Genomic DNA, 24,836 nt, shown 5'->3' on the forward strand with positions numbered 1-24,836 from the left:
ACCGCCCGTCTATGAGCGGCAAAACTGCCGGTTTGACCGGGTTTCAGCCAGCATGTTCCTCGCCGACGCATCCATTTTCAGCATAGCCACGTATATAAAACGTGAAACCGCGGATAACCCGAGATGAATGGCACAAGCGCCGTCGCTGAACTAGCCTGTGAACAGCCCGAGCAGCGCCCTCGTCGCCCGCCCATTGCCTGGAGAGCCGTCATTTCCATCGCCGACCCCGATCAGTTGCGCCAGCTGTTGGCCCAGTGCTCACTGGGCGACCGCGGTGCATTCGAAACGCTCTATCGCAGCGTTGGCCCACGCCTGCACGGCGTGGCCCTGCGCTTCATGGGCCGGGCGGATCTGGCCGAGGACGTGCTGCAGGAAAGCTTCGTGCGCATCTGGAATAACGCCTCGCGCTACGAAGCCCACTTGTCGGCGCCGCTGACCTGGATGATCAACATCACTCGCAATCAGGCCATCGACCAATTACGCAAACAGCGCGAACGGCCGCTGACCGACTTCGAACAGGACACCCTGCCGGACGATGGCCCTTCAGCCCACGACCTGTTGAACAGCAGCCGCGAAGCCAGCGCGCTGCACCGTTGCCTGGACACCCTTGACGGCATGCAGCGCCAGTCGATCAGCGTCGCCTACTTCCAGGGCCTTTCCTGCTCGGAACTCGCCGAACACCTGGCGGCACCGCTGGGCTCGGTGAAGTCGTGGATTCGTCGCGGCATGGAGCGTCTGCGCAGGTGCCTTGAATCATGAACTACCAGACCCCCGCCTTGCGCCGCGCCCTCGCTGCCGATTACGCCATTGGCCTGATGTCGTCGGCGGCGCGTCGGCGCTTTGAACAATTGCTGCTGGATGACGCAGCACTGCGAACCGAGTTGGCGCAGTGGCAGGAGAGCCTCGCCAGCCTTACCGAAACGCTGCCGGAGCAACCGGTGCCAGATCGGGTGTGGCAAGGCATCACCGCGCGGATCGAGCCGCAAGTACTGCACGTCCCGGAAAAACGTCCGTTCTGGAACTGGCTGCGGGTTACCGCCGCACTCTGCTCGATCGTGGTCCTGGTATTCCTCGGCTCGCTGTACAACCGCGACGACGCCCGCTACCGCGCCACCTTGCTGAGCGCCGACACGCAGCCGGCACTGAAGGTCGAGGCGCATGCGGATTATCTGCAATTCGAACCGCTGACATTGGCGGCAGTCGGGCCAGATCGCAGCCTGGAACTGTGGGCGATACCGGCGGACGGCAAGCCGATTTCGCTGGGGGTGATTCCTGCAGGCGGCAAAGGCAAGGTTGAACTGAGCGCGGCGCAGAAAGTCTTGATCGGCCAGCCGATTGCGCTGGCGGTGAGTCTGGAACCGAAGGGTGGCTCGCCGACCGGGCAGCCGACCGGTCCTGTGCTTTACCAGGGCGCGTTAGCGGCTCTCTGACTCTGGCACCACAAACCTTTTGTGGCGAGGGAGCTTGCTCCCGCTGGGCTGCGAAGCGGCCCAAATCTTGTGTGGGTAATTTTCCTGAGACGCCGCATGTGTGGATTTTACGACGGCTTCGCCGCCGAGCGGGAGCAAGCTCCCTCGCCACAGGTTTCGTGCTCATCCCCATAAAAAACGGCGACCTTGAGGTCGCCGTTTTGCATTGCCTGAAACTTACGCCGCACTGAACAACCGATGCGGATCGATCACAAACTTCTTCGGCACACCGGCATCGAACTCGCCGTAACCTTCCGGCGCCTGATCGAGGCTGATGACCTGCACGCCAACCACTTCGGCGATATTGATGCGGTCCCACATGATCGCCTGCATCAGTTGGCGGTTGTACTTCATCACCGGGGTCTGGCCGGTGTGGAAGCTGTGGGATTTGGCCCAGCCCAGACCGAAGCGGATGCTCAGGCTGCCCATTTTCGCGGCGGCGTCCACGGCACCCGGATCCTCGGTCACGTACAGGCCCGGGATACCGATCTTGCCGGCCACACGCACCACGCCCATCAGCGAGTTGAGCACAGTGGCCGGTGCTTCGGCTTTCACCCCGTCATGCCCGTGGCCGCGTGCTTCGAAGCCCACGCAGTCCACCGCGCAATCGACTTCCGGCTCGCCCAGCAGTGCGGCGATCTGTTCGTGCAGCGGCGTGTCCTTGGACAGGTCGACCACTTCAAAACCCTGAGCCTTGGCGTGCGCCAGGCGGATGGTGTTGACGTCGCCGATGATCACCACCGCCGCCCCCAGCAGACGCGCCGAGGCTGCAGCGGCCAGACCGACCGGGCCGGCGCCGGCGATGTAAACGGTGCTGCCCGGGCCAACGCCCGCCGTCACTGCGCCGTGATAACCGGTCGGGAGGATGTCGGAGAGGCAGGTCAGGTCGCGGATTTTCTCCATGGCCTTGTCGCGATCCGGCAGTTTCAGCAGGTTGAAGTCAGCGTAAGGCACCAGCACGTATTCGGCCTGGCCGCCGGTCCAGTCGCCCATGTCGACATAACCGTAGGCACCGCCGGCACGGGCCGGGTTGACGGTCAGGCAGACGCCGGTGTGTTGCTCCTTGCAGGAACGGCAGCGCCCACAAGCCACGTTGAACGGTACGGAGACCAGGTCGCCGATTTTCAGGTTCTCGACGTCGGAACCCTTTTCGATCACTTCGCCGGTGATTTCATGGCCCAGCACCAGACCGGTCTGCGCCGTGGTACGGCCGCGCACCATGTGCTGGTCGGAGCCACAAATGTTGGTGGACACCACACGCAGAATCACCCCGTGCTCGATCTTCCTGCCACGCGGGTCCTGCATTTTCGGATAGTCGATTTTCTGTACTTCGACCTTGCCAGCGCCGAGATACACCACACCACGATTGCCAGACATGCTTTCACCTCGCTGTTGTTTTTATGGAACTGCGTTGCCCAGGCAGGCAGCGCGTTAAGTGCTCGGGTACAGATGCTGATTGTTGTGTTGCCTGTTATGGCCTCTTCGCGAGCAAGCCCGCTCCCACAGTTGATCTTGGGTGTGACAGAGACCTGTGTTTCGACACAAATCCCTTGTGGGAGCGGGCTTGCTCGCGAAAGCGATCTAAAGAACGACCGTGCGATTGGCGTTCAAAAACACCCTTCTTTCGATGTGATAACCAACCGCCCGGGCCAAAGTCAGGCCCTCGATATCCCGCCCCTTGGCAATCAGATCCTCCGGGTAATGACTGTGATCCACCGCCTCGACACCCTGGGCAATGATCGGCCCTTCATCGAGGTCGTTGTTGATGTAATGCGCCGTGGCGCCGACCAGCTTCACGCCTTTGTTGTAGGCCTGGTGATACGGCTTGGCGCCCTTGAACCCCGGCAGCAGCGAGTGGTGAATGTTGATCGCCTTGCCATCGAGCTTGCGGCACAGCTCCGGTGACAGCACCTGCATGTAGCGGGCGAGGATCACCAGTTCGGCGCCGGACTCTTCGATCACCTGCCACACCTGACGCTCCTGCGCCGGTTTGTCGTTGGGGTCGAGGGGGAAATGGTAGTAGGGAATCTGGTGCCAGTCGGCCAGCGGCTTGAGGTCCGGATGGTTGGACACCACCGCCGCCACGTCCATCGACAACTGGCCGATGCGCTGGCGGTAAAGCAAATCGTTGAGGCAGTGATCGGCCTTGGAAACCATGATCACCACTTTTGGCCGGTAGTTCGGCGCGGTCAGCTCGAAGACCATGCCGAACGCCTGACCGCGCTCGGCAAGGCCGGCGCGGAAGGATTGTTCGTCGAAACCGTCAGGCTGACGGAATTCCACGCGAATGAAGAAACGGCCCGAGAGCCGGTCATCGAACGAATGGTGCTCGGTGACGTAGCAACCCTGCTCGAACAGAAAACGCGTCACCGCGTCCACCGTGCCGAGCACGCTGGGGCAGTCGGCGGTCAGAATCCATGTGTCTGGGGCGCGGCTCATGGTGCGGTGACTCCTGTTCTTTTGTGCGCGGTGTCTGGGGGATTTTTGCCCCTCACCCTAGCCCTCTCCCGGAGGTAGAGGGGACTGACCGAGGTGTTCTTTCGAGCTACGCCGACCTGAAATATCGCGGCGAACTCAGGCTCGAAAACCACACAAATCTGCTCCCTTCCCCCCTCTCCCCCCTGGGGGAGAGGGCTGGGGTGAGGGGGTAAGCTTTTAGGCTTGTACGCTCAACCCGTACTCGGCCGACGCATCCTGCAACCACAACCACCAGTAGTCCGAGAAGCTGCGGCGGATCAGCAGTTCCCAGGTGTCTTCGGCGGTATGGCGAATCATCAGCTGCGACTTGGCGAACACCGTGCCCACCGCTTTGCCGACCGGGAAGTTGTTCGGGTGCACGTCGTAGCTGGTGGATTTCATCAGCACCTGACGCACGTTCGGCCCGCTCAGTTCGAGCACTTGCTGGCCGCCGCTGACGTTGACGATCGCGATGTGCAGGTCGCCCAGCGCTTCGCGCAGTTTCTGCTCGGCGGCGAATTCTTCACCGCTTGGCACGATCAGCAGCCACTCGCCCGGGCCCATCCATTGCAGGCTGGTTTCGCCTTTGACGATGACGCTCAGGGCGCCCGGCAACTCAATGCCGAGGGCCTTGTGCACGCCGGCTGCGAACGCTGCATCGTGGCCATCGCCACGAATGGTCAGGTGACCGAGGAGTTTCTTTTCACGCACGATGACGCCGGCGTTCTTGCGACCCTTGCCGACCAGGCTGGCGAGGTCGGCATGGTGCAGCGACGACTCGGCCTTGGCCCCGGTGGTCGGGCGTTGTTGGTACACGTTGGCTGTGGTCATAAAGCACCTTCCTTAATTCTGACTTGAACCCTTTGCAAGCAGATCTACCGCTATCGCGAGCAGGCTCACTCCTACAAGGGGTACGCGATCACCTGTAGGAGTGAGCCTGCTCGCGATGAAGTCACCGCGGTGCGACTGGCACTCCACAGGAGCCGAACCCTCAAATATTCTGCCGATCACCCTTCGGATCGAAGAACACCGAAGACACAATCTCCGCCTCGATCACGCTGCCATCGGCCAGCGGCGCGAACACCCGCTCGCCCATGCGCTTCAGACCGCCCTTGACCACGCCCATGGCAAACGAATAGCCGAGGGAGTTGTGCGCGTAGCTGGAGGTCACGTGGCCGACCATGGTCATCGGGATCGCCTGCTTGGTGTTGAACACCAGTTGCGCACCTTCCGGCAGCCAGACGTTCGGGTCGATCGGCTTCAGGCCCACCAGTTGTTTACGCTGATCCTTCACGCAGTCTTCTCGGTTCATGCCGCGCTGGCCGATCCACGAGAACGGTTTGGTGCGACCGACGCACCAGCCCATGTTCAGGTCGTCCGGGGTCATCGAGCCGTCAGTGTCCTGACCGACAATGATGAAACCCTTCTCGGCGCGCAGCACGTGCATGGTTTCAGTGCCGTACGGCGTCAGGTTGTACTGCTTGCCAGCCTCGACGATTTTCTCCAGCACGCCCATCGCGTAGTCGGCCTGCACGTTGACTTCGTACGACAGCTCACCGGTGAACGAGATACGGAACACCCGCGCCGGCACACCGCCGACCAGACCTTCTTTCCAGGTCATGAACGGGAAGGCTTCGTTGCTCAGATCGATGTCGGTCACGGCGCTGAGCAGCTTGCGGCTGTTCGGCCCGGACAGGGTCATGGTCGCCCAATGGTCGGTGACGGAAGTGAAGTACACCTTCATCTCCGGCCATTCGGTCTGGTGGTACAGCTCCAGCCATTGCAGCACGCGAGCCGCGCCGCCCGTGGTGGTGGTCATGACGAAATGGTTGTCGGCCAGACACGCCGTCACGCCGTCGTCGAAGACCATGCCGTCCTCTTTGCACATCAGGCCGTAACGGGCCTTGCCCACGTCGAGCTTGGTCCAGGCGTTGGTGTAAACGCGGTTGAGGAACTCGCGGGCATCCGGGCCTTGAATATCGATCTTGCCGAGGGTCGAGGCGTCGAGCAGGCCGACGCTGTCGCGCACGGCTTTGCATTCGCGCTTCACCGCGGCGTGCATGTCTTCACCGTTTTTTGGGAAGTACCACGGACGTTTCCACTGGCCGACGTCTTCAAACTCGGCGCCGTTTTTCAGGTGCCATTGATGCAGTGCGGTGTAGCGCACCGGTTCGAAAATGTGCCCACAGTGACGACCGGCTACCGCGCCGAACGTTACCGGCGTGTAGTTCGGGCGGAACATCGTGGTGCCCATCTGCGGGATGGTCACGTTCAGCGAGCGGGCGGCGATGGCCAGACCGTTGACGTTGCCGAGCTTGCCCTGATCGGTGCCGAAGCCCAGCGCGGTGTAGCGTTTGACGTGCTCGACCGACTCGAAACCTTCGCGGGTCGCCAGTTCGATGGCGGCGGCGGTGACGTCGTTCTGCAGGTCGACGAATTGTTTCGGCGCACGCGAGGTGCCCTTCTCGTGCGGCACCTGGAACAGCGCCAGGGTCGCCTCTTCGAGACGGCTCAGAGCCTTGGGCAGCGTGCCTTCGACCACCCCGAAACCGGCTTCACTGGCAGCGCGAGCGCCCCCTTCGAAACCATCGGCCAGCGAATCTCCGAGGCCGTAAACGCCGTTGATGCCGCCGACGCACACACGCTTCTGCGGTGCTTCGCCCGGTACGAAACCGAGGATGTCTTCACGCCAGATCGGCTTGCCACCGAGGTGCGAAGCCAAGTGCACAACCGGGCTGTAACCGCCGGAACTGGCGATCACGTCGCAGTCGAGCCATTCACCCGGGCTGGTCACGGTGTGCGCTTTGACGTCAATCGCGGCGATGCGGGCAGCGGTGACGCGCTTGCTGCCACGGGCCTCGATCACGGCGCTGCCGGTGAGGATGCGAATGCCTTTGGCGCGGGCTTCTTCCACCAGCGCACCCCGCGGATTGCTCCGCGCATCGGCGATGGCCACCACTTGCAGGCTGGCGTCGAGCCAGTCCAGCGCCACGCGGTAGGCGTGATCGTTGTTGGTGCTCAGCACCAGCTTCTTGCCCGGTGCCACGCCGTAACGGCGCACGTAAGTCGAGACCGCACCGGCAAGCATGTTGCCCGGCACGTCGTTGTTGCCGTAGACCAGCGGACGCTCGTGGGCGCCGGTCGCCAGCACTACACGCTTGGCGCGGACACGGTGGATGCGCTGACGCACCTGACCGATCGGCGCACGGTCACCGAGGTGATCGGTGAGGCGTTCGTGGATGGTCAGGAAGTTGTGGTCGTGGTAGCCGTTGACCGTGGCGCGCGGCAACAGCAGCACGTCCGGGGTGTTTTTCAATTCAGCGATAACGCTGGCCACCCACTCGATCGCCGGTTTGCCATCGAGGCTTTCGCGGGAATCGAGCAGACTGCCGCCGAACTCTTCCTGCTCATCGGCGAGGATCACCCGCGCACCGCTGCGCGCAGCCGCCAGGGCCGCGGCGAGACCGGCAGGGCCGGCGCCGACGATCAGCACGTCGCAGTGCTGGTTCATGTAGTCGTAGGTGTCCGGATCGACTTCGGTCGGCGAACGGCCCAGACCGGCAGCCTTGCGAATGTACTTCTCGTAGGTCATCCAGAACGATTGCGGGTACATGAAGGTTTTGTAATAGAAACCCGGCGGCATCAGCTTGCCGCCGACCTTGCCGAGAATCCCCATCATGTCGTTGTTGACGCTCGGCCAGCCGTTGGTGCTGGTGGCGACCAGGCCTTGGTACAGCGCCTGTTGCGTGGCGCGCACGTTGGGAATCTGCGTGGCTTCGGTGGCCCCGATCTGCAGCACGGCGTTCGGCTCTTCGGCACCGGCGGCGAAGATCCCGCGTGGACGCGAATACTTGAAGCTGCGGCCGATGATGTCGACGCCGTTGGCGATCAGTGCCGAGGCCAGCGAGTCGCCCTCGAAGCCTTTGTAGCTCTGACCGTTGAAGGTGAAGCTCAGCACTTTGTTGCGGTCGATCCGTCCACCGTTGGACAGGCGATTGGTCTGGCTCATACCTTCTCTCCCAGCGCCGTCGTGGCTGTTTTCGCCGAATCAGCCTTGTCGGTGAATTGCGGCTTGGTGCCGATCTTGTAGGTTTCGAGAATCTCGTAGGTCACGGTGTCGCGGGTGACGTTGAAGTACTGGCGGCAACCGGCGACGTGATCCCACAGCTCGTGGTGCAGACCACGCGGGTTGTCGCGGAAGAACATGTAGTCGCCCCACTCTTCATCGGTGCAGGCGTTCGGATCCAGCGGACGCGGAATGTGCGCCTGACCGGATGCATGGAATTCCTCTTCGGAGCGCAGTTCGCCGCAGTGAGGACAGAAGATATGCAACATGGGGATTTCTCCTGTTAGTGGGCGACGGCAGCAGCGCCGTGTTCGTCGATGAGGGCGCCGTTGTGGAAACGGTCGATGGAAAACGGTGCAGCCAACGGGTGCATTTCACCCTTGGCGAGGCTGGCGGCAAACACGTTGCCCGAGCCAGGAGTGGCCTTGAAGCCACCGGTGCCCCAACCGCAGTTGAAGAACATGTTCGGTACCGGGGTTTTCGAAATGATCGGGCAAGCGTCCGGGGTGGTGTCGACGATGCCGCCCCACTGGCGGTTCATGCGCACCCGCGACAGCACCGGGAACATCTCGACGATCGCCTGGATGGTGTGCTCGATCACCGGGTACGAACCGCGCTGGCCGTAACCGTTGTAACCGTCGATACCGGCGCCGATCACCAGGTCGCCCTTGTCGGACTGGCTGATGTAACCGTGCACGGCGTTGGACATGATCACGCTGTCGATAATCGGTTTGATCGGCTCGGACACCAGCGCTTGCAGCGGGTGGGATTCAATCGGCAGACGGAAACCGGCGAGCTTGGCCATGTGCCCGGAGTTACCGGCGGTGACCACACCGACACGCTTGGCGCCGATGAAACCCTTGTTGGTTTCGACGCCGATGCACACACCGTTTTCCTTGCGGAAACCGATCACTTCGGTCTGCTGGATCAGATCCACGCCCAAGGCGTCGGCGGCACGGGCAAAACCCCAGGCCACGGCGTCGTGACGAGCGACGCCACCACGACGCTGAACGGTCGCGCCCATCACCGGGTAGCGGGTGTTTTTCGAGCAGTCGAGGTATGGAATCTCGTCGGCCACTTGCTTGGCATTGAGCAGTTCGCCATCGACGCCGTTGAGGCGGTTGGCGCTGACCCGACGCTCGGAATCACGGATGTCCTGCAGGGTGTGGCAAAGGTTGTAGACACCGCGCTGGGAGAACATCACGTTGTAGTTGAGATCCTGCGACAGACCTTCCCACAATTTCATCGCGTGTTCGTACAGGTGCGCCGACTCGTCCCACAGGTAGTTGGAGCGCACGATGGTGGTGTTGCGCGCGGTGTTACCGCCGCCCAGCCAGCCCTTCTCGACCACAGCGACGTTGGTGATGCCGTGCTCTTTTGCCAGGTAGTAGGCGGTCGCCAGACCGTGCCCGCCACCGCCGACGATGACTACGTCGTAGACCTTCTTCGGCGTCGGCGTGCGCCACATGCGCTGCCAGTTCTCGTGGTGGCTGAGGGAGTGTTTGAAGAGGCCGAAGCCCGAATAGCGTTGCATAGTCATTTACTCCAAACCGCTCAGCGATAAACCGGGTAGTCGGCGCACAGTGCCGCGACGTTCTTGGCCACATTCGCTTCAACGTCGGCGTCACCGAGGTTGTCGAGGATGTCGCAGATCCAGCCGGCCAGCACTTCGCACTGGGCGACCTTGAAGCCGCGGGTGGTGACGGCCGGGGTGCCGATACGCAGGCCCGAGGTCACGAACGGCGACTGCGGGTCGTTCGGCACGGCGTTCTTGTTGACGGTGATGTGCGCACGGCCGAGGGCAGCGTCAGCATCTTTGCCGGTCAGGCCCTGACGGATCAGGCTGACCAGGAACAGGTGGTTGTCGGTACCGCCGGACACTACATCGTAGCCACGTTTGATAAACACGCTGGCCATCGCCTTGGCGTTGTCGATCACTTGCTGCTGATAGGCCTTGAAGCCTGGCTCCAGCGCTTCCTTGAAGCACACCGCTTTACCGGCGATGACGTGCATCAACGGGCCGCCCTGGGCCCCGGGGAATACCGCGGCGTTGAGCTTCTTCTCGATCTCTTCGTTGGACTTGGCCAGGATCAGCCCGCCACGCGGACCGCGCAGGGTTTTGTGGGTAGTGGTGGTGACCACGTCGGCGTACGGCAGCGGGTTCGGGTACAGGCCAGCAGCGACCAGACCGGCAACGTGGGCCATGTCGACGAACAGCAGCGCACCGACCTTGTCGGCGATCTGGCGGAAGCGCGGGAAGTCCAGGGTCTTGGAGTAGGCGGAGAACCCGGCAACGATCATCTTCGGCTTGCACTCGACGGCCAGACGCTCGACTTCGTCGTAATCGATCAGCCCGGTGTCGGTGTTGATCCCGTACTGCACCGCGTTGTACAGCTTGCCCGAGGACGACACTTTCGCACCGTGGGTCAGGTGGCCGCCGTGGGCCAAGCTCATGCCGAGGATGGTGTCGCCCGGCTGGATCAGCGCCAGGTACACGGCGCTGTTGGCCGAAGAACCGGAGTGCGGCTGGACGTTGGCGTAACCGGCGCCGAACAGTTGCTTGGCACGTTCGATGGCCAGCGCTTCGACTTTATCCACATGCTCGCAGCCGCCGTAGTAGCGCTTGCCCGGATAACCTTCGGCGTATTTGTTGGTCAGGCCACTGCCCTGCGCTTGCATGACGCGTTTGCTGGTGTAGTTCTCCGACGCGATCAGCTCGATGTGATCTTCCTGACGTTGCTCCTCGGCATTCATCGCCGCCAGCAGTGCATCGTCGTAACCCTGGATCTGGTCTTGCTTGCTGAACATCGCGTCTCTCCCAGCGGCATCTGTGCGCCATTCGTCTCGGTAAGGCACTGGCAATCAAGGCAGTGCCCTTTGATGCCGATGGTATGACCGGCGCAGACAGCTCAAATGCCTGCGGACGCCACGCAAAGGTGCGTTTACGACATGGCCTGAAATGGTTGGTCGGACACATCATCCAAAACTGCGGAGATCCCCTGTGGGAGCGGGCTTGCTCGCGAAGAGGTCGTGTCAGTCGACATCAATACCGCCTGACACACCGCTTTCGCGAGCAAGCCCGCTCCCACAGGGGTCAGGTGTATGCCGTGCGGATGGCGAGCAACAGGAGGAAATGCAGGGGGTAGAGTGCGTACGCCCAGCGGCGCATGGGCAGGGGATGGGTAGACCCGAAGTGTCGCAACAGGAACATGCCGAGCAATGGCGCACCCAGACACGCCGCGATGCCGATTACCGCGACGACGTTACCGAATACGGCAGCCTCATACAGCACCCGCCACTGATTCCCCGCCAGACACACCAGCCCCGGCAGCAGGCCGAAATACCCGGGGCGACGGATCACCCACAGCAGCGCCAGCGGCAGCAACACGCCAAACACGCCGAACATCAGCCATTGCGACAACAGCGCCGCCAGCAGCAAGGCACCGACGCCCAACAGTCGTGACAGCAGCGTCCGGTCCTGCCAGCCCCGCGCCACCAGCAACCCCAGCGCTAGGGTGGGCATCACGTTCAAGGTGTCGGGATCAGGAATGTACAAGCGGTAGGGAATTTCGCTGAGCGCACTGAACAGCAGCAACCAGCCCAGATAGCGCCACTCGGTCTTCTGCGCACCGGCCCTGGCAAGATTCGCCGCCATCGCCAGGCAGAACCACGGGAACGCCAGACGTCCCGGCACATACAGCCAATCGGCGCTGATCCCGACATATCGCAGGTGATCGAGCAGCATGCTCAGCAGCGCCAGCCACTTGAGCAGATCCAGCGCGCCGTCGCGTTTAGTCACGTGCATAATCGGGTAACAAACTGGTAATTTTCTGACAGCGACATCCCGTGTGCTCCCCGGAAGATCTTCGGTAAAGTGCGCATCCTCATTGACCACGAGCCTTCACAAGAGTCTCGACCACGGAAGCCGGCCATGACCGACAAGAGCCAACAATTCGCCAGCGACAACTACTCCGGTATCTGCCCTGAAGCCTGGGCCGCCATGGAACAGGCCAACCACGGCCACCAGCGCGCTTATGGCGACGATGAATGGACCGCACGTGCGGCCGACCATTTCCGCAAGCTGTTCGAAACCGACTGCGAAGTGTTTTTCGCCTTCAACGGCACCGCCGCCAACTCGCTGGCGCTGTCGTCGCTGTGCCAGAGTTACCACAGCGTGATCTGCTCGGAAACCGCCCACGTCGAAACCGACGAATGCGGCGCCCCGGAATTTTTCTCCAACGGCTCGAAACTGCTGATCGCCGGCACCGAAAACGGCAAGATCACCCCGCAGTCGATCCGTGAAGTCGCGCTCAAGCGCCAGGACATCCACTACCCGAAACCGCGCGTCGTGACCCTGACTCAGGCCACTGAAGTCGGCAGCGTCTACACCCCGGAAGAAGTCCGCGCCATCAGCGCCACCTGCAAGGAGCTGGGCCTGCACCTGCACATGGACGGCGCACGTTTCTCCAACGCCTGCGCGTTCCTTGGCTGCTCGCCGGCCGACCTGACCTGGAAGGCTGGCGTCGATGTGCTGTGCTTCGGCGGTACGAAAAACGGCATGGCAGTGGGTGAAGCGATCCTGTTCTTCAACCACAAACTGGCCGAAGACTTCGATTACCGCTGCAAGCAGGCCGGGCAACTGGCGTCGAAAATGCGCTTCCTTTCGGCACCGTGGGTCGGCATCCTCGAAAACGACGCCTGGCTCAAATACGCCCGCCACGCCAACCACTGCGCGCAACTGCTGGCCGAGCTGGTCAGCGACATTCCGGGCGTGGAACTGATGTTCCCGGTGCAGGCCAACGGCGTATTCCTGCAACTCTCGGAACCGGCCATCGCCGCGCTGACCGCGAAAAACTGGCGCTTCTACACCTTCATCGGCAAGGGCGGCGCACGTTTCATGTGCTCGTGGGACACCGAAGAAGAACGCGTACGCGAACTGGCCCGCGACATCCGCGAAGTGATGTCCGCCTGATTCCCCTGTAGGAGCTGCCGCAGGCTGCGATCTTTTGATTTTGATCTTAAAAACAAGATCAAAAGATCGCGGCCTGCGGCAGCTCCTACAGGGATGGCGATGACTCTTGGTCTACATTGTCTGTCGAGCCCTCCGCTCACATAACAAGAAGCAGGAGCATCGGCATGTCGCTACAAGGCAAAACTCTGTTCATCACCGGCGCCAGCCGTGGCATCGGCCGTGAGATTGCACTGCGGGCCGCGAAGGACGGGGCCAATATCGCGATTGCGGCCAAAAGCGCCGAAGCCCATCCCAAACTGCCCGGCACCATCCACAGCGTAGCCAAGGAAGTCGAAGCCGCTGGCGGCAAGGCATTGGCCCTGCAAGTCGATGTGCGTGATGAAGACGCGGTGCGCAATGCGCTGGCCCAGGCCAACGAGCATTTCGGCGGCATCGATGCGCTGGTCAATAACGCCGGGGCGATCAAGTTGACTGGCGTGCAGCACATCGAACTCAAGCGTTTCGACCTGATGCACCAGATCAACACCCGCGCGGTACTGCTGTGCAGCCAGGCCGCCCTGCCCTATCTGAAGAAATCCGCCGGACACATTCTCAACTTGTCGCCACCGCTGAACATGGCGAACAAGTGGTTTGCCCAGTTCAGCCCCTACACCGTGACCAAATACGGCATGAGCATGCTGACGATCGGGATGAGCGAGGAGTTCGCCAGTTACGGCATCAGCGTCAATTCATTGTGGCCACAGACCATGATTGCCACCGCCGCCATCGAATTTCAGCTGGGCAACCGCGAGTCGTTCAAGCATGCGCGCACGCCGGCGATCATGGCGGATGCAGCGCATGTGATCCTGGGAAGCAGCGCACGACAGATCACTGGACGACTGCTTATCGACGAAGAAATTTTGCGTGAGCACGGCGTGACTGAGTTCAAGCATTACCGGTTCGAACCGGGGAGTGATGCGGCGTTGATGACGGATTTGTTTATCGACTGAAAAGCCCCTCACCCTAACCCTCTCCCGGAGGGAGAGGGGACTGATTGGGGGATATTTGAGAATTACCCCGACCTGAATCTGCTTTACCGAATCCATAATCGATAAGGTCTTTCAGGGTCGATGTATAGCGCCAGACACCTCGGTCGGCCCCCTCTCCCTCTGGGAGAGGGCTGGGGTGAGGGGCAAGCCGTACGCAAAATTCGCCCCAGCTCAGAATTCGATTCTGACGTCGCCCTTCGGCACGCTGCAGCACGACAAGATAAACCCTTCCGCCTCGTCGTCCTCGGTAATCCCGCCGTTGTGCTCCATCTCTACTTCGCCCCCAAGCTTCATCACCTTGCACGTGCCGCAGATCCCCATGCCGCAAGCTTTCGGGATCATCAGGCCAAGCTTGGCCGCCGCCGCGTGCACGGTTTCGCCCGGGGCCACGCGAATGCTTTTGCCGGACGCGGTGAATTCGACCTGATGCAGATCCGCTGCATCGATTTCCGGAGCCTCGGCTGCCTGCTCGGCTTGCTCCACCGCATCGGCACGAGCTTCCGGTGGCGTGGCACCGAAGGATTCCTCGTGATAACGCGACATGTCGTAACCGGCCACTTCCAGCAGGCGCTTGACCGCGTTCATGTACGGCGTCGGGCCGCAGCAGAACACTTCGCGCTCAAGGAAGTCCGGCACCATCAGTTCGAGCATCTTGTGATTGAGGTAGCCGCGATAACCGGCCCACGGCTCGCCCAGCCCGTGTTTCTCGCAGATCAGGTGCAGGCTGAAGTTGTCGATTCGCGACGCCATGTGTTCCAGCTCGCGGTGGTAAATGATGTCTTTCGGCGAGCGCGCGCTGTGGATAAAGGTCATGTCGACGTTGGCGTTGGTGTCGTAGAACCAGCGCGCCATCGACATGCACGGGGTGATCCCCACGCCCCCGCTGAGATACAGCACTTTCGGACTCGGGAAGTCGATGGCGTTGAACAGCCCGACCGGGCCGTGCACTGCCAGCTCCTGGCCTTCATGCAGGGTGTCGTGCAGCCAGTTGGAGACCTTGCCCCCCGGTACACGCTTGATGGTCACCGAGAAGCTGTACGGCACCGACGGCGAACTGGAAATGGTGTACGAGCGCATGATCGGCTGGCCGTCGATTTCCAGCTCCAGGGTCACGAACTGCCCGGGCTTGAAGAAGAACAGGATCGGCTGGTCGGCCATGAAACAGAAGGTGCGCACGTCCCAGGTTTCCTGGATGACTTTGACGCAACGGACGATGTGTCGGCCATTGGCCCAGGTCTGGGTGGTGACCGGATTCAGGAAGCTGTTGGACATGCTGTTCTCCACGGCCGACTGTCGGCCTTCATGTGGCGATTCTGCGTATAGCGTGAACCGTCCGTTTACCTATCCGCGACATCGGCATACTTATCGCGACCAGCCCCCAACCGCCGGGGGTTGCGCGTCGGGAACAGATTGCACCATGTCGCCCATGGATAAGGTTCCGGGCAGCGTCGGCCCCACACTCGCCCCACACCAAGACGAATTCTTTACACCTTGCGTAGCAACCCTGATCAGCCACTTTCGCGGCCACGCAGATGGCCTTGAGGAATACATCGATGGACGTCACCGCAAAAATCAGCCTGGGCGATCCGCTGGAACCCGCACGCAAGGCCACCGCACAGATGCTGCAGGAGCGCGAGCGCACTTTCTCGCTGCCGCAGCCGTTCTACAGCGACGAACGCCTGTTCGATATCGACATGCAGGAGATCTTCCAGAAAGAGTGGTTGATCGCCGGCATGACTTGCGAGATCCCGGCCAAGGGCAACTACCTGACCCTGCAGGTCGGCAAGAACCCGATCATCGTCATTCGTGGCGCCGACGGTGTGGTGCATGCCTTTCATAACGTCTGCCGCCACCGTGGCTCGCGCCTGTGCACCAGCGAAAAGGGCAAGGTCGCCAAGCTGGTCTGCCACTACCACCAGTGGACCTACGAACTGGACGGACGCCTGCTGTTCGCCGGCACCGAGATGGGCGCCGACTTCGACATGAAGCAGTACGGCCTCAAACCGGTGAACGTGAAGACTGCCGGCGGCTACATCTTCATCAGCCTGGCGGAGTATCCGCCGGCCATCGATGACTTCCTGTCGACGCTGAACCACTACATGGAACCGTACGATATGGAGAACACCAAGGTGGCGATCACCACCACCTTGATGGAAAAGGCCAACTGGAAACTGGTGCTGGAAAACAACCGCGAGTGCTACCACTGCAACGCGTCGCACCCGGAACTGCTGAAAACCCTGCTGGAATGGGACGACGTCACCGACCCGCGCGCCGATCAGGCGTTCAAGGATCACGTCGCCGCCTCCGCCGCTGCCTGGGAAGCCGAGAAGATCCCTTATGCCCACGCCAGTTTCGGCCTGCGCAACCGCATCGTGCGCATGCCGCTGCTCAAGGGCACCGTATCTATGACCCTGGACGGCAAACAGGGCTGCGCCAAACTGATGGGCCGGATCAAGAACCCGGATCTCGGTTCGATGCGCATCCTGCACCTGCCGCACTCGTGGAACCACTGCATGGGCGACCACATCATCGTCTTCACCGTATGGCCGATCAGCGCCCAGGAAACCATGGTCACCACCAAATGGCTGGTGCACAAGGATGCGGTCGAAGGCGTGGATTACGACGTCGAGCGCATGCGCCAGGTGTGGGACGCGACCAACGATCAAGACCGGCGTCTGGCCGAAGAGAACCAGCGCGGGATCAACTCCACCGCTTATCAGCCGGGGCCGTACTCCAAGACTTACGAGTTTGGCGTGGTCAACTTCGTGGACTGGTACAGCGAGCGGATGCTGAGCAACCTTGGGGCGGAACCTGCGCCGTACCTCAAGGGCGTGCCGGTTCAGGGCTAAAAGCAAAAGCTTCGCGAGCAAGCTCGCTCCCACAGGGACTGGCGGTGTACACAAATTCTGTTATCACCGCCGACCACTGTGGGAGCGAGCTTGCTCGCGAAGAGGCCGGCCCTGTCACCGCCTCACTTCGATGACCACCTCACACTGCCATCCTCGCCAATAAACTCCTCAAAAATATCCTCCCCCACCAACCTGATTTTCGCGTAGCCATTCAACACCCGCAGCGGATACGCCGGGTCGTTGGCATCCTGCGTCTCCGACCACAACACCCGCGAATGCCCGTCCAGCTCGCTGGCATTGCCATAGGGAATCGCCCCGTGCCCGGCGCAACGCGCATGCAGGCCGCCCTGTTGCGCGTAAACGATGCCGTTGTGCAGATGCCCCCAGTACCAATAGTCCGGCTCGCGCCCCAGGGCATCGCATACCGGTTGATACAGCGCGGTCTGATGGTGTCCGGAAATATCGAAGCCCTGATGATGACTGAGCACCATGATCTTTTTGCGCTTGGGCAAGGCTTTCATCCAAGTGATCTGCGGCTCGTTGAGCGTGCCGTCCATGTACAGGTTCATCGCGTCCGAGGCATACGCCGAATCCAGCCCGACCACCAGCCAGTCGTCGTTGATCAAGGCGAAATAACTGGTGCCCTGCTGCCCCGGAAAGCGCTTGGCCAGTTCCTTGAAATAGCCGTGGGCGCCGCTGTACATCTCGTGGTTGGAGTTGAGGGTGAACGAGCCGTGGCTGCCCATCGGCCAACCGGCCATGTCGACGTCTTCCTGCGAATGGCTGCCGGCGTAGTAAACATCGCCCAGATGGATGGTGAAATCCGCTTGCGCCAGTTGCATCTGGTTGGCGACTGAAACTGCCGGCGCATGACTGTCGAAGGGGCCGGTGCCCCAGTCGCCGGCAATCGCCAAAGTCACGTCGCGCTCCATCTGCACCACCGCCGGGTCAGTGCCGAAGGTCGCGTGATGGCGCAGGTTTTCAATCCACTTGAGCAGCGCTTCGCTCCACAGCAGGTCGAGCAATTCCCACTTGCGACAGCCGAGCAGGCTGCCGTCCTGCAACACCCGGGTTGCCAGTTGATCGGGCGATTGCGGCAACGGTGTGGCATTGCCGATACGCAGGATCGACAACCCGTGGGACAACTCCCACGGCACCGCCGGCTCGTCGCCCGGCAACTCACCGTTTTTCAGCACGTACTGCGCCTGATCGTGACCGCGCTGCAGCAGCTTGATGATCGCCTGAAACTCCTGCGGTTCCAGCTCGCTGATGAGCTTCATCCAGGCCATTTCCATGCGCGTGAACAAGCCGTGAATGCGCAGTTTGACCTTGTCGTACTCGTGTTCCCAATGACTGACCAGTGACATGGCGTAATCCTCTATCCGTAAGGGTTCACAGGGTTTTCATGAATTCGATCAACGCACGTTTGTCGTCGTCCGACAGCGTGGTGCCATACAGGTGACCGCTGTTGTGGTTGCCCTCCAGTCGGGTGTCGTATTTGAAATCCGCCGAGGCTTTGGCCTGAGCGCCCGTGGTGACGAAACCGACGTTGACCGGGTCGTAGACGTCGGAGCCGGTGATGAACACCACCGGACGTTTTTCCGGCGGTTGCAGCAGATCCCACAGGGTCGGCACCGAACCGTTGTGCAGGTAAGGCGCGCGCAGCCAGATACCGTCAGTCGGCGTGTTGCTGTAGCTCTGGGTCTTGCGATACGCGCCGAAGTCGAACGGCGGTTTCTTGAAGGTATGGAACGCCGTCACCAGACCGGTGGTGAACGAATCGAGCCGATGTGGATCGGTGCCGAGCTGGTCGATGTTGGTGGTCACTTGCCCGGTGTCGGCGCGTCCGAAGTCGTGGCACGCGGCGCAATTTGCATCCCAGATCGGCTTGCCTTGCGCGACTTTCGCCTGATCCAGCGCCCACGGCCACGCCGGCGCCTTGTGCCCGAGCAGCCAGTTGGTCACTCGGTTGAAGCTCGGCGGCAGCACCGACTCCGGCGTTGCGCCCACGGCCATCGCGGCGGCGTAGTTGCGCTCGTGGATCTTGTTGTTATTGCCGTCCCAGTGCAGGTACATCGATTCCCGCGGCTTCTGGTTCCACACTTGCGGCAGATCGACGGTGCCGATGGTCGAGTCATCCGGGAAGCCGAACACCACCATTTTCGTCGGGTTGAAGGTGTCGGTGCGGCCCGGGCCCTGTTGCGGCCGCAGCTTCTGCCAGGCGTAGGCCTGTTTCTGCTTGAGCAAAGCGCTCTTCGCCATCGGAATAATCAGATAGCGGTTGTAGAGCTTCTCGAAAAAGCCCAGCTGGAATTTGCCGTTGATCGCCGCCATCACCGCGTCGGTGGTGAATTTCGGGTCGCTGGCGCAATCGTAGGCGAACCACTGGAAGGCCTGCAGTTGCAGGGTGTTGGCCGGCGCGCTCGGCACGTTGACCGCAACGTCGCTGGCATTGGCCCGGTAGGAGCCGGTGTGACACAGCGCGCAGTTCGGTTCCACGGTCGGGTAACCGATCTGCCGCTTGGCCATGCCGATCGGCAGGTCCTTGCCGTTTTCATAGAGAAAGCCGAAGACTTCCCAGCCGCCGGGTTTGGGCAGTTTTTCCGGGCACATCTGCGGCAGCACGGCGAACAGGTAATACGGGATCCGCGCCTCGATACCGAGGCCGATGGCGGCGTATTTGTAGTGGTCTTCGTCGGAGGCGTATTCCTGCTCCGGCACCACCCGCAGCATCTGGTACCAGGTCTGGTAACCGATGAAACCGAGCAGCGCCAGCACGACCAAGGTACCGACCTTGAAGGCATGACTCTGCCATTGCCGCGCCCAGGCCGCGCGCCACTCGCGCCAGCCGTCGCACAGCAGCGCCCATGGCCGGTTCGCGGGCGTGGTGCCGAGGTACAGCAGAATGCCGAGGATCAGGAAGAAGCTCAGATCGCCCATCAGCATCGGCACGAACACCGAACCCTGAATACTCGTATTGATCAGGTAAATCCAGAACACCACGGCGATCAGCCGCGTCAGCACGCACAGCCAGGAATGCACCACATAGCGCGGCGCGTTGAAGCCCGACGGCATGTAAAACACGCTGATGCCCACCAGCAGCATCCCGGCGTTTTCCAGCCACGGGTCGGAGAGTTGCGGCGGCAGACCGACCACCGATGTCAGCAACCCCGGCGCAAACAGCGCCGGGATCGCGAACACCATGTTCATTGCAATGCCGATCCAGATGAAGCGTTGAAACCAGCGGATGTAGGTATCCATGTCATCCATTTCCTTCTGACCACCAACCAGCGATGTCCCCTGTGGTGAGGGGATTTATCCCCGATGGGTCGCGAAGCGGCCCCAAACCCTGCCGGCGCGGTCTGTCAGGATGATCGCGCACTCAGGTTTTACGACTGCTGCGCAGCCGATCGGGGATAAATCCCCTCGCCACAGAGAATCTCCTCAACACAGAAATCAGTAATCGATCTCAGCCGAGGGCCGTTTTCTCCAGGTGTTCAAGGATGAGCGGATACACATCCACCACCGCGTTCTTGCCGAACATGCAGTCGATGTGGCCGTAACCCGGCACTACGTGCCGGCTGTAGCGCTCCGGCCCGTGGACTTCGCAGACTCGCTGGTAGGTCTTGAGCGTGCTTTCCGGCAGATAGCACTGGTTCTCCGCGCCGCTGATAAAGCAGATCGGCATCGTCAGCCGCTCGAAGTGCGGCATGTACACATCGTTGCCCTTGAAATCCACCAGGTGCCCTTTGCGCACGATCAGCGCCAGGTGCTCGAAGGTCTCGATGTTCGATTCGCCGAACAGTTCGTGCAGGTTGTCGTGCAGGGTTTCGTTGAGGGTGTCGTGGCGATACAGCGAGGCGTACATGAAAGTGATGCGGTGGCACACCGGGTTGGTGCAATAACCCTGCGCCTCGATTCGCGCGTAGCCGTTGAGGGCTTTGTCATAGAGTCGGTTGAACCAGTTCTCCTTGCTGTCGGCGTAAGCGGTCATCGATTTGATGCCGATCGCATCGAGCATCCCCGGCAGGTGCAGACCGGCCTTCAACCCGGTAGCGGTGGCGACCACGGTGTCAGCGGCAATCTGCGAGCAGACCACCGAACGCACCCCTTGCAGCCCCGCCAGCAACGACATGAAGAACGTCGTCGCGCCGTAGCAATGCACCACGCACTGCACGTCCTTGGCCTTGGTCGCTTGTTGAATCTGCGCGATGGCAGCCTTGAAGTCGTACTGGGCGATCTGGTCGCCATTCCACTCTTTCTTGCTCGCCGGCAGCAGAATGCTCACCCGGAAATCCAGCAGCCACACGTCATAGTCGTGCTTGCACAGGTACTCCAGCAGGTTGGTCTGGATGGTGTCGGTGGAAAAGATATTCGAGCCGACGCCCAGGCCATGCACCAGCATCACCGGGCCTTTGCTACCGGCCTGATAACGGGTCAGGCGCAGCTCGACGCCGTCCTCGGTGGGGAAGAAATGCACCGCCGGGATCGGCGCATCCAGTGGCCGTTTCAAGCGTGGCGGCGCGTCGGGGTTGAAGTAGATATCGCCAGCGAAGACCCCGCCGTAACTCTCCCAGAGAATTCCGGCGAAGAACTTGCCGAAGCGCGCCAGGCCTTCGATGCGCTCGCGCTCGTTGCGCGCGTTGAGCACTTTCATGGTGGTCATCTGCTTGGCGAAATCGGTCGGATGAATGTGCATCACCCCGGAGCCGATCACCTCGCCCGACTTGTCCGGCCCGCGATACAGCGTCACGTACAGAGTGCTGGTGTCGTGCCAGATGTTCAGCACGCCGTTGTCTTCCGGCACGGTTTTGAAGGCGCTGAAGAAGTAGTCGCTGCCGTCCTCGGCGGTCAGTTTCATGTCGTATTTCATGTGCCGCGTGTCGACCTGCTGCTCGAATTGCTCGAACAGATTGAACACGCCGTTGCTGGCGGTCAGCGGTTGCGGCGACAGCGCCGGGGCATTGACCGTACCGACAATGGTCGCGGCGTGCTCCGGTTCCTTGATCATCCGGTTGAGGTCGTTGGCGGTGATGGTCAGGGTGAAGTCGATTGGCGAGTTGTCCGCCTCGCCGCGTTTGGCCGCCGCTTCGTAGACTTTCAGATCGGTGCTTTGCGCGGCGGTGAAGGCGCGGGAGAAATAGCCTTTCATGGTTTCGGTGAACTGCACGCCGAGGGTCGGCGGCGCTACCTGTTTGCGCGGTGCCGACGGCAGCGTGTAGTCGATCTTCCAGCCACGGTCGGCGGCCAGCAGGCCCATGTTGCGTTCACTCACGGCGGAGATGGTCAGCAGCGGATTGACCGCCAGCGAGGTCGGGATCACCGCGCCGTCGGTCACGTACAGACTGGCGTAAACATCGGTGCCGGCCGCGCCGCTGAACACCTGGCCCTTGTGATTGACCACGCCTTGCGTCGCGTCTTCGCCCATCACGCAACCGCCCAGCGGATGCACAGAAACGATGCTGTGCTTGAGCAGCCTGGTCCAGATCGGGTTCTCGACCCAGACCCCGCCCAACGCCTTGGTGCTCTGGTACAGACGCTCATTGCCGAGTTTGAAGTTTTCCTGCTCGCCGACACCCGGCCAGTCGATGCGCAACTGGTCCTTGTTGTCGAGAATCATCCGGCCCTGACCGCTGTCGTGGCTCATGATCAGGTAGGTCTGCATGTTGTGCAGCGCGCCGTAATACGGGCCACGCAGGAAGCTCTCGGCCTCGCGCTCCTTGTAGCCGAGCTTGCCGCTGAAACTGTCGTCCGTGGCCTTGCCGATCATCTCGGCAAACCCGGCCATCGCCGGCACCATCGGCCGGCCGAGGGCGCCGGGGATCGAGCCTTCCTCGATGACCATGCGGCTGCGCCAGTCACCTTCGGTGCGCATGTCGATGATCGAGGTGATGCACGGGCCGACCGGGTGCAGTTCCTTGGCCGAATGCGCACCGAAACCGATGCCGTTGATGGTCTGCTCGCAGTTGTGGCCGAAACCGAGGATGTCGCCGTTACCGCTCATGTTCTCGCCGAGCTGACCGGACATCACCAGACCCTTGTCCCGCGAACGCAGCAGAATTTCGGTAGAGCCGAGGGTGCCGGCGGAAACCACGACGATATCGGCCTTCACGAACAGCGTCGGCGCGTCGAATTTCTCGCGCCCGCTGTCGAGGTACTGGAAGTGCACGATCCAGCCATCGCCGTCGCGCTCCAGATGCCGCACCTCAGCCTGGCAGAAAATCTCCGCGCCATGGTTCCAGGCATCCGGCAGATAGTTCATCAGCGTGGTGTTCTTGGCCTTGTTGTTACAGCCCGAGACGCAGTCGCCGCACTGGTTGCACGGCAGTTGCTCGACGCCGACGTGGTTGAGGTTGTTCGGCAGTTTGTCGAAGGTCACGTTGATCGGTGGCTTGTAGAAATGCGCGCCTTGCTTGAGGTAGTCCGCAGACTTTTTGTTGGCGTCGAGCTTGGGCAGGTTCGGCGCGTTGTTCGGGTACGGATTGGGCTTGAGCATTTCCCGGGCGCGGGCGTAACCGTCCTTGAGCAGCGTATCGCGATGATCGCGTACCGCCTGCGGCCAGCGTGGATCCTCGAACACCCCGGGTTCCGGCTCCAGGGCAACGTTGGCGTTGATCAGCGATGTACCGCCGAGGCCGCAGCCGACCACCACGTTCTGCTGGGCATTCACATGCAGGTCGAACAGCCCGGTGCGCGAGCCGATGTGGCCGTCCGGGTCATGCACCTGCAACTCTTCGGTCGCGGCGATCATGGTGTTGGGGTATTCACCGGGCTGGATTTCCCGCCCGCGTTCGAGCAGGCACACCTGCTTGCCGGCCCGGGACAGGCGCGACGCAGCAATGCCGCCGCCATAACCGGAGCCGATGACGATCACGTCGTAGTGTTCCTTGATCTCGCTGATGGGCGTTGCGATGCGTGTCATGAGGGTGTTCCTCTCTCAGGCAGATGGGGCAACTCTGCGGTTGCCTGCAATCAATGGGCGAACGGGCACCTGGCCTCCGGGTCGAGCCCGGCGACAGCACAGCGGTTAAAGCAGGAGGTCGCTACAGACGAGCGCGTTGATTGGCCGCACGACGTAACGTGCGCTTGCGTGGCGAGGGGGGATGGCGGTGTGGGCGGCTATCCATCATGCGTTCTCCCAGAACCTGATGTGGATAAGTGACGGCTGTCCTTGTGCCATTGCAGTGAAGACAGCGCAGGAATCGAAGTCAAGGCAACGCTTTAGAACTGTATGAAATCTGATCAATTGCCGTTTGGACTATGCCCGGCGGGGCCTGCAGGGTTTGGCGAACAAGTTATCCACATAGCCATGCACAGCAAATGGGGGTAACTGTGGATGAATGGAAAAATAACTGCCTGATTTGTGAAGAAAAATCGTGACTTATCCAGAAGGATGGTTTGCAGGAGTGATTGGCTGTTTTTTGATCAAATATCTACACGTCACGTTTCACATGGCCTGTAGAGGGTGGCGAACACGTTATCCACAGAAGCGCCAACAGAGTTCGGGGGTAACTTTGTGGCTGCTGTGGAAAAGTGCTGAGGACTGTGGGAAATCGGGCGTAGCGCAGGGATTATCAGCCTGAAACGCTTCATCGATCATTTATTGATCAAATCCCTGCAAGCCACGGTTTATATACCTTGCAGCGAACAGCGAACATCTTGTCCACAGAAGCGCCAACAGAGATTGGGGGCAACTCTTGAAGTTATTCAGGAGAAAAAGCCCGGTAAAACCGTGACTTAGGCTGGTGTTTTTTGAGCTGGGGCTTGGAGGGCTTGATTGGCGTGGGATACAGGGATGGGCGAACACGTTATCCACAGATCCGCCAACAGGGATTGTGGGTAAACACTACCCCTCACCCCAGCCCTCTCCCAAAGGGAGACGGAGCCGACCGCATCGCCTGTTCAAACTCCACCGACCTGAACGAACATTGTGATCTCAGGCTTGGCCAGACCAAGGTCACTGCGCAATCGCAGGTCGATGTAATTAGCCAATAC

17 protein-coding genes are annotated in these 24,836 nt (G+C 61.3%); 5 read left to right on the top strand and 12 right to left on the bottom strand.

The window, feature by feature from the left end:
• Window positions 1-123: 123 nt before the first annotated feature.
• Window positions 124-759 (top strand): RNA polymerase sigma factor, encoded by a 636-nt coding sequence (locus E4T63_RS25830; protein ID WP_098965966.1) that lies wholly within the window; start codon window positions 124-126, stop codon window positions 757-759.
• Window positions 756-1,430 (top strand): anti-sigma factor, encoded by a 675-nt coding sequence (locus E4T63_RS25835; protein ID WP_135296720.1) that lies wholly within the window; start codon window positions 756-758, stop codon window positions 1,428-1,430. Before E4T63_RS25830 ends, E4T63_RS25835 begins: the two co-directional genes overlap by 4 nt.
• Before the next feature lie 216 nt (window positions 1,431-1,646).
• Here the strand turns inward: E4T63_RS25835 and fdhA are convergent, their stop codons facing one another.
• The 8 genes from fdhA to E4T63_RS25880 all read right to left on the bottom strand — a co-directional run bounded on the left by fdhA (window position 1,647) and on the right by E4T63_RS25880 (window position 11,797).
• On the bottom strand, window positions 1,647-2,846 hold the full coding sequence (gene fdhA / locus E4T63_RS25840) for a formaldehyde dehydrogenase, glutathione-independent (RefSeq protein ID WP_027610665.1): 1,200 nt from the start codon (window positions 2,844-2,846) through the stop codon (window positions 1,647-1,649).
• Between the two features lie 204 nt (window positions 2,847-3,050).
• Window positions 3,051-3,908, bottom strand: coding sequence for a formyltetrahydrofolate deformylase (purU, locus tag E4T63_RS25845; RefSeq protein ID WP_003228959.1), 858 nt, complete (start codon window positions 3,906-3,908; stop codon window positions 3,051-3,053).
• 216 nt (window positions 3,909-4,124) lie between these two features.
• A complete protein-coding gene (locus E4T63_RS25850; RefSeq protein ID WP_134787505.1) occupies window positions 4,125-4,757 on the bottom strand; it encodes a sarcosine oxidase subunit gamma in 633 nt (210 codons plus the stop codon).
• A gap of 160 nt (window positions 4,758-4,917) precedes the next feature.
• Window positions 4,918-7,935: a sarcosine oxidase subunit alpha gene (locus E4T63_RS25855; protein WP_135296721.1), complete on the bottom strand. Its 3,018-nt coding sequence runs from the start codon at window positions 7,933-7,935 to the stop codon at window positions 4,918-4,920.
• The gene (locus E4T63_RS25860) at window positions 7,932-8,261 is read right to left on the bottom strand and encodes a sarcosine oxidase subunit delta (RefSeq protein ID WP_047596487.1); all 330 of its coding nucleotides are present in this window, start codon (window positions 8,259-8,261) and stop codon (window positions 7,932-7,934) included. Before E4T63_RS25860 ends, E4T63_RS25855 begins: the two co-directional genes overlap by 4 nt.
• A 14-nt stretch (window positions 8,262-8,275) precedes the next feature.
• Window positions 8,276-9,526, bottom strand: a complete 1,251-nt coding sequence (locus E4T63_RS25865; protein ID WP_003206307.1) for a sarcosine oxidase subunit beta — start codon at window positions 9,524-9,526, stop codon at window positions 8,276-8,278.
• Between the two features lie 20 nt (window positions 9,527-9,546).
• Window positions 9,547-10,800 carry a serine hydroxymethyltransferase gene (gene glyA / locus E4T63_RS25870; protein WP_135296722.1) on the bottom strand — a complete coding sequence of 418 codons (1,254 nt, stop codon included), beginning with the start codon at window positions 10,798-10,800 and terminating at the stop codon, window positions 9,547-9,549.
• A gap of 286 nt (window positions 10,801-11,086) precedes the next feature.
• Window positions 11,087-11,797, bottom strand: coding sequence for a TraX family protein (locus tag E4T63_RS25880; protein WP_135296723.1), 711 nt, complete (start codon window positions 11,795-11,797; stop codon window positions 11,087-11,089).
• 126 nt (window positions 11,798-11,923) lie between these two features.
• Here E4T63_RS25880 and E4T63_RS25885 point away from each other — a divergent pair, with 126 nt between their 5' ends.
• Both E4T63_RS25885 and E4T63_RS25890 read left to right on the top strand, forming a co-directional pair.
• On the top strand, window positions 11,924-12,964 hold the full coding sequence (locus E4T63_RS25885) for a low specificity L-threonine aldolase (protein WP_016772826.1): 1,041 nt from the start codon (window positions 11,924-11,926) through the stop codon (window positions 12,962-12,964).
• Between the two features lie 164 nt (window positions 12,965-13,128).
• Window positions 13,129-13,953: an SDR family oxidoreductase gene (locus tag E4T63_RS25890; RefSeq protein WP_134787507.1), complete on the top strand. Its 825-nt coding sequence runs from the start codon at window positions 13,129-13,131 to the stop codon at window positions 13,951-13,953.
• A 210-nt stretch (window positions 13,954-14,163) separates the two neighbouring features.
• Here the strand turns inward: E4T63_RS25890 and gbcB are convergent, their stop codons facing one another.
• On the bottom strand, window positions 14,164-15,264 hold the full coding sequence (gbcB, locus tag E4T63_RS25895) for a glycine-betaine demethylase subunit GbcB (RefSeq protein WP_135296724.1): 1,101 nt from the start codon (window positions 15,262-15,264) through the stop codon (window positions 14,164-14,166).
• A gap of 281 nt (window positions 15,265-15,545) precedes the next feature.
• Here gbcB and gbcA point away from each other — a divergent pair, with 281 nt between their 5' ends.
• On the top strand, window positions 15,546-16,841 hold the full coding sequence (gene gbcA, locus E4T63_RS25905) for a glycine-betaine demethylase subunit GbcA (RefSeq protein WP_135296725.1): 1,296 nt from the start codon (window positions 15,546-15,548) through the stop codon (window positions 16,839-16,841).
• 122 nt (window positions 16,842-16,963) lie between these two features.
• On the opposite strand, the gene E4T63_RS25910 is transcribed toward gbcA, so the two are convergent.
• The 3 genes from E4T63_RS25910 to E4T63_RS25920 all read right to left on the bottom strand — a co-directional run bounded on the left by E4T63_RS25910 (window position 16,964) and on the right by E4T63_RS25920 (window position 23,763).
• Complete coding sequence (locus E4T63_RS25910; protein ID WP_123588992.1) at window positions 16,964-18,208, bottom strand: metallophosphoesterase family protein; 1,245 nt, start codon at window positions 18,206-18,208, stop codon at window positions 16,964-16,966.
• Window positions 18,209-18,233: 25 nt separating this feature from the next.
• Window positions 18,234-20,102, bottom strand: coding sequence for a hypothetical protein (locus E4T63_RS25915; RefSeq protein WP_135296726.1), 1,869 nt, complete (start codon window positions 20,100-20,102; stop codon window positions 18,234-18,236).
• 208 nt (window positions 20,103-20,310) lie between these two features.
• Complete coding sequence (locus E4T63_RS25920; RefSeq protein WP_135296727.1) at window positions 20,311-23,763, bottom strand: alpha/beta fold hydrolase; 3,453 nt, start codon at window positions 23,761-23,763, stop codon at window positions 20,311-20,313.
• Window positions 23,764-24,836 lie beyond the last annotated feature (1,073 nt).

Origin of the sequence: Pseudomonas fluorescens (genome assembly GCF_004683905.1) — a bacterium.
In the GTDB taxonomy this organism is placed as follows: Bacteria; Pseudomonadota; Gammaproteobacteria; order Pseudomonadales; family Pseudomonadaceae; genus Aquipseudomonas; species Aquipseudomonas putida_A.

Excerpts from the sequence above, each read along its gene's own strand:
- gbcA (WP_135296725.1), top strand. The coding sequence starts at position 15,546 with ATGGACGTCACCGCAAAAATCAGCCTGGGCGATCCGCTGGAACCCGCA.
- fdhA (WP_027610665.1), bottom strand. The coding sequence starts at position 2,846 with ATGTCTGGCAATCGTGGTGTGGTGTATCTCGGCGCTGGCAAGGTCGAA.
- E4T63_RS25885 (WP_016772826.1), top strand. The coding sequence starts at position 11,924 with ATGACCGACAAGAGCCAACAATTCGCCAGCGACAACTACTCCGGTATC.
- gbcB (WP_135296724.1), bottom strand. The coding sequence starts at position 15,264 with ATGTCCAACAGCTTCCTGAATCCGGTCACCACCCAGACCTGGGCCAAT.
- glyA (WP_135296722.1), bottom strand. The coding sequence starts at position 10,800 with ATGTTCAGCAAGCAAGACCAGATCCAGGGTTACGACGATGCACTGCTG.
- purU (WP_003228959.1), bottom strand. The coding sequence starts at position 3,908 with ATGAGCCGCGCCCCAGACACATGGATTCTGACCGCCGACTGCCCCAGC.
- E4T63_RS25890 (WP_134787507.1), top strand. The coding sequence starts at position 13,129 with ATGTCGCTACAAGGCAAAACTCTGTTCATCACCGGCGCCAGCCGTGGC.
- E4T63_RS25860 (WP_047596487.1), bottom strand. The coding sequence starts at position 8,261 with ATGTTGCATATCTTCTGTCCTCACTGCGGCGAACTGCGCTCCGAAGAG.
- E4T63_RS25915 (WP_135296726.1), bottom strand. The coding sequence starts at position 20,102 with ATGGATACCTACATCCGCTGGTTTCAACGCTTCATCTGGATCGGCATT.
- E4T63_RS25910 (WP_123588992.1), bottom strand. The coding sequence starts at position 18,208 with ATGTCACTGGTCAGTCATTGGGAACACGAGTACGACAAGGTCAAACTG.
- E4T63_RS25920 (WP_135296727.1), bottom strand. The coding sequence starts at position 23,763 with ATGACACGCATCGCAACGCCCATCAGCGAGATCAAGGAACACTACGAC.
- E4T63_RS25865 (WP_003206307.1), bottom strand. The coding sequence starts at position 9,526 with ATGCAACGCTATTCGGGCTTCGGCCTCTTCAAACACTCCCTCAGCCAC.
- E4T63_RS25835 (WP_135296720.1), top strand. The coding sequence starts at position 756 with ATGAACTACCAGACCCCCGCCTTGCGCCGCGCCCTCGCTGCCGATTAC.
- E4T63_RS25880 (WP_135296723.1), bottom strand. The coding sequence starts at position 11,797 with ATGCACGTGACTAAACGCGACGGCGCGCTGGATCTGCTCAAGTGGCTG.
- E4T63_RS25850 (WP_134787505.1), bottom strand. The coding sequence starts at position 4,757 with ATGACCACAGCCAACGTGTACCAACAACGCCCGACCACCGGGGCCAAG.
- E4T63_RS25855 (WP_135296721.1), bottom strand. The coding sequence starts at position 7,935 with ATGAGCCAGACCAATCGCCTGTCCAACGGTGGACGGATCGACCGCAAC.
- E4T63_RS25830 (WP_098965966.1), top strand. The coding sequence starts at position 124 with ATGAATGGCACAAGCGCCGTCGCTGAACTAGCCTGTGAACAGCCCGAG.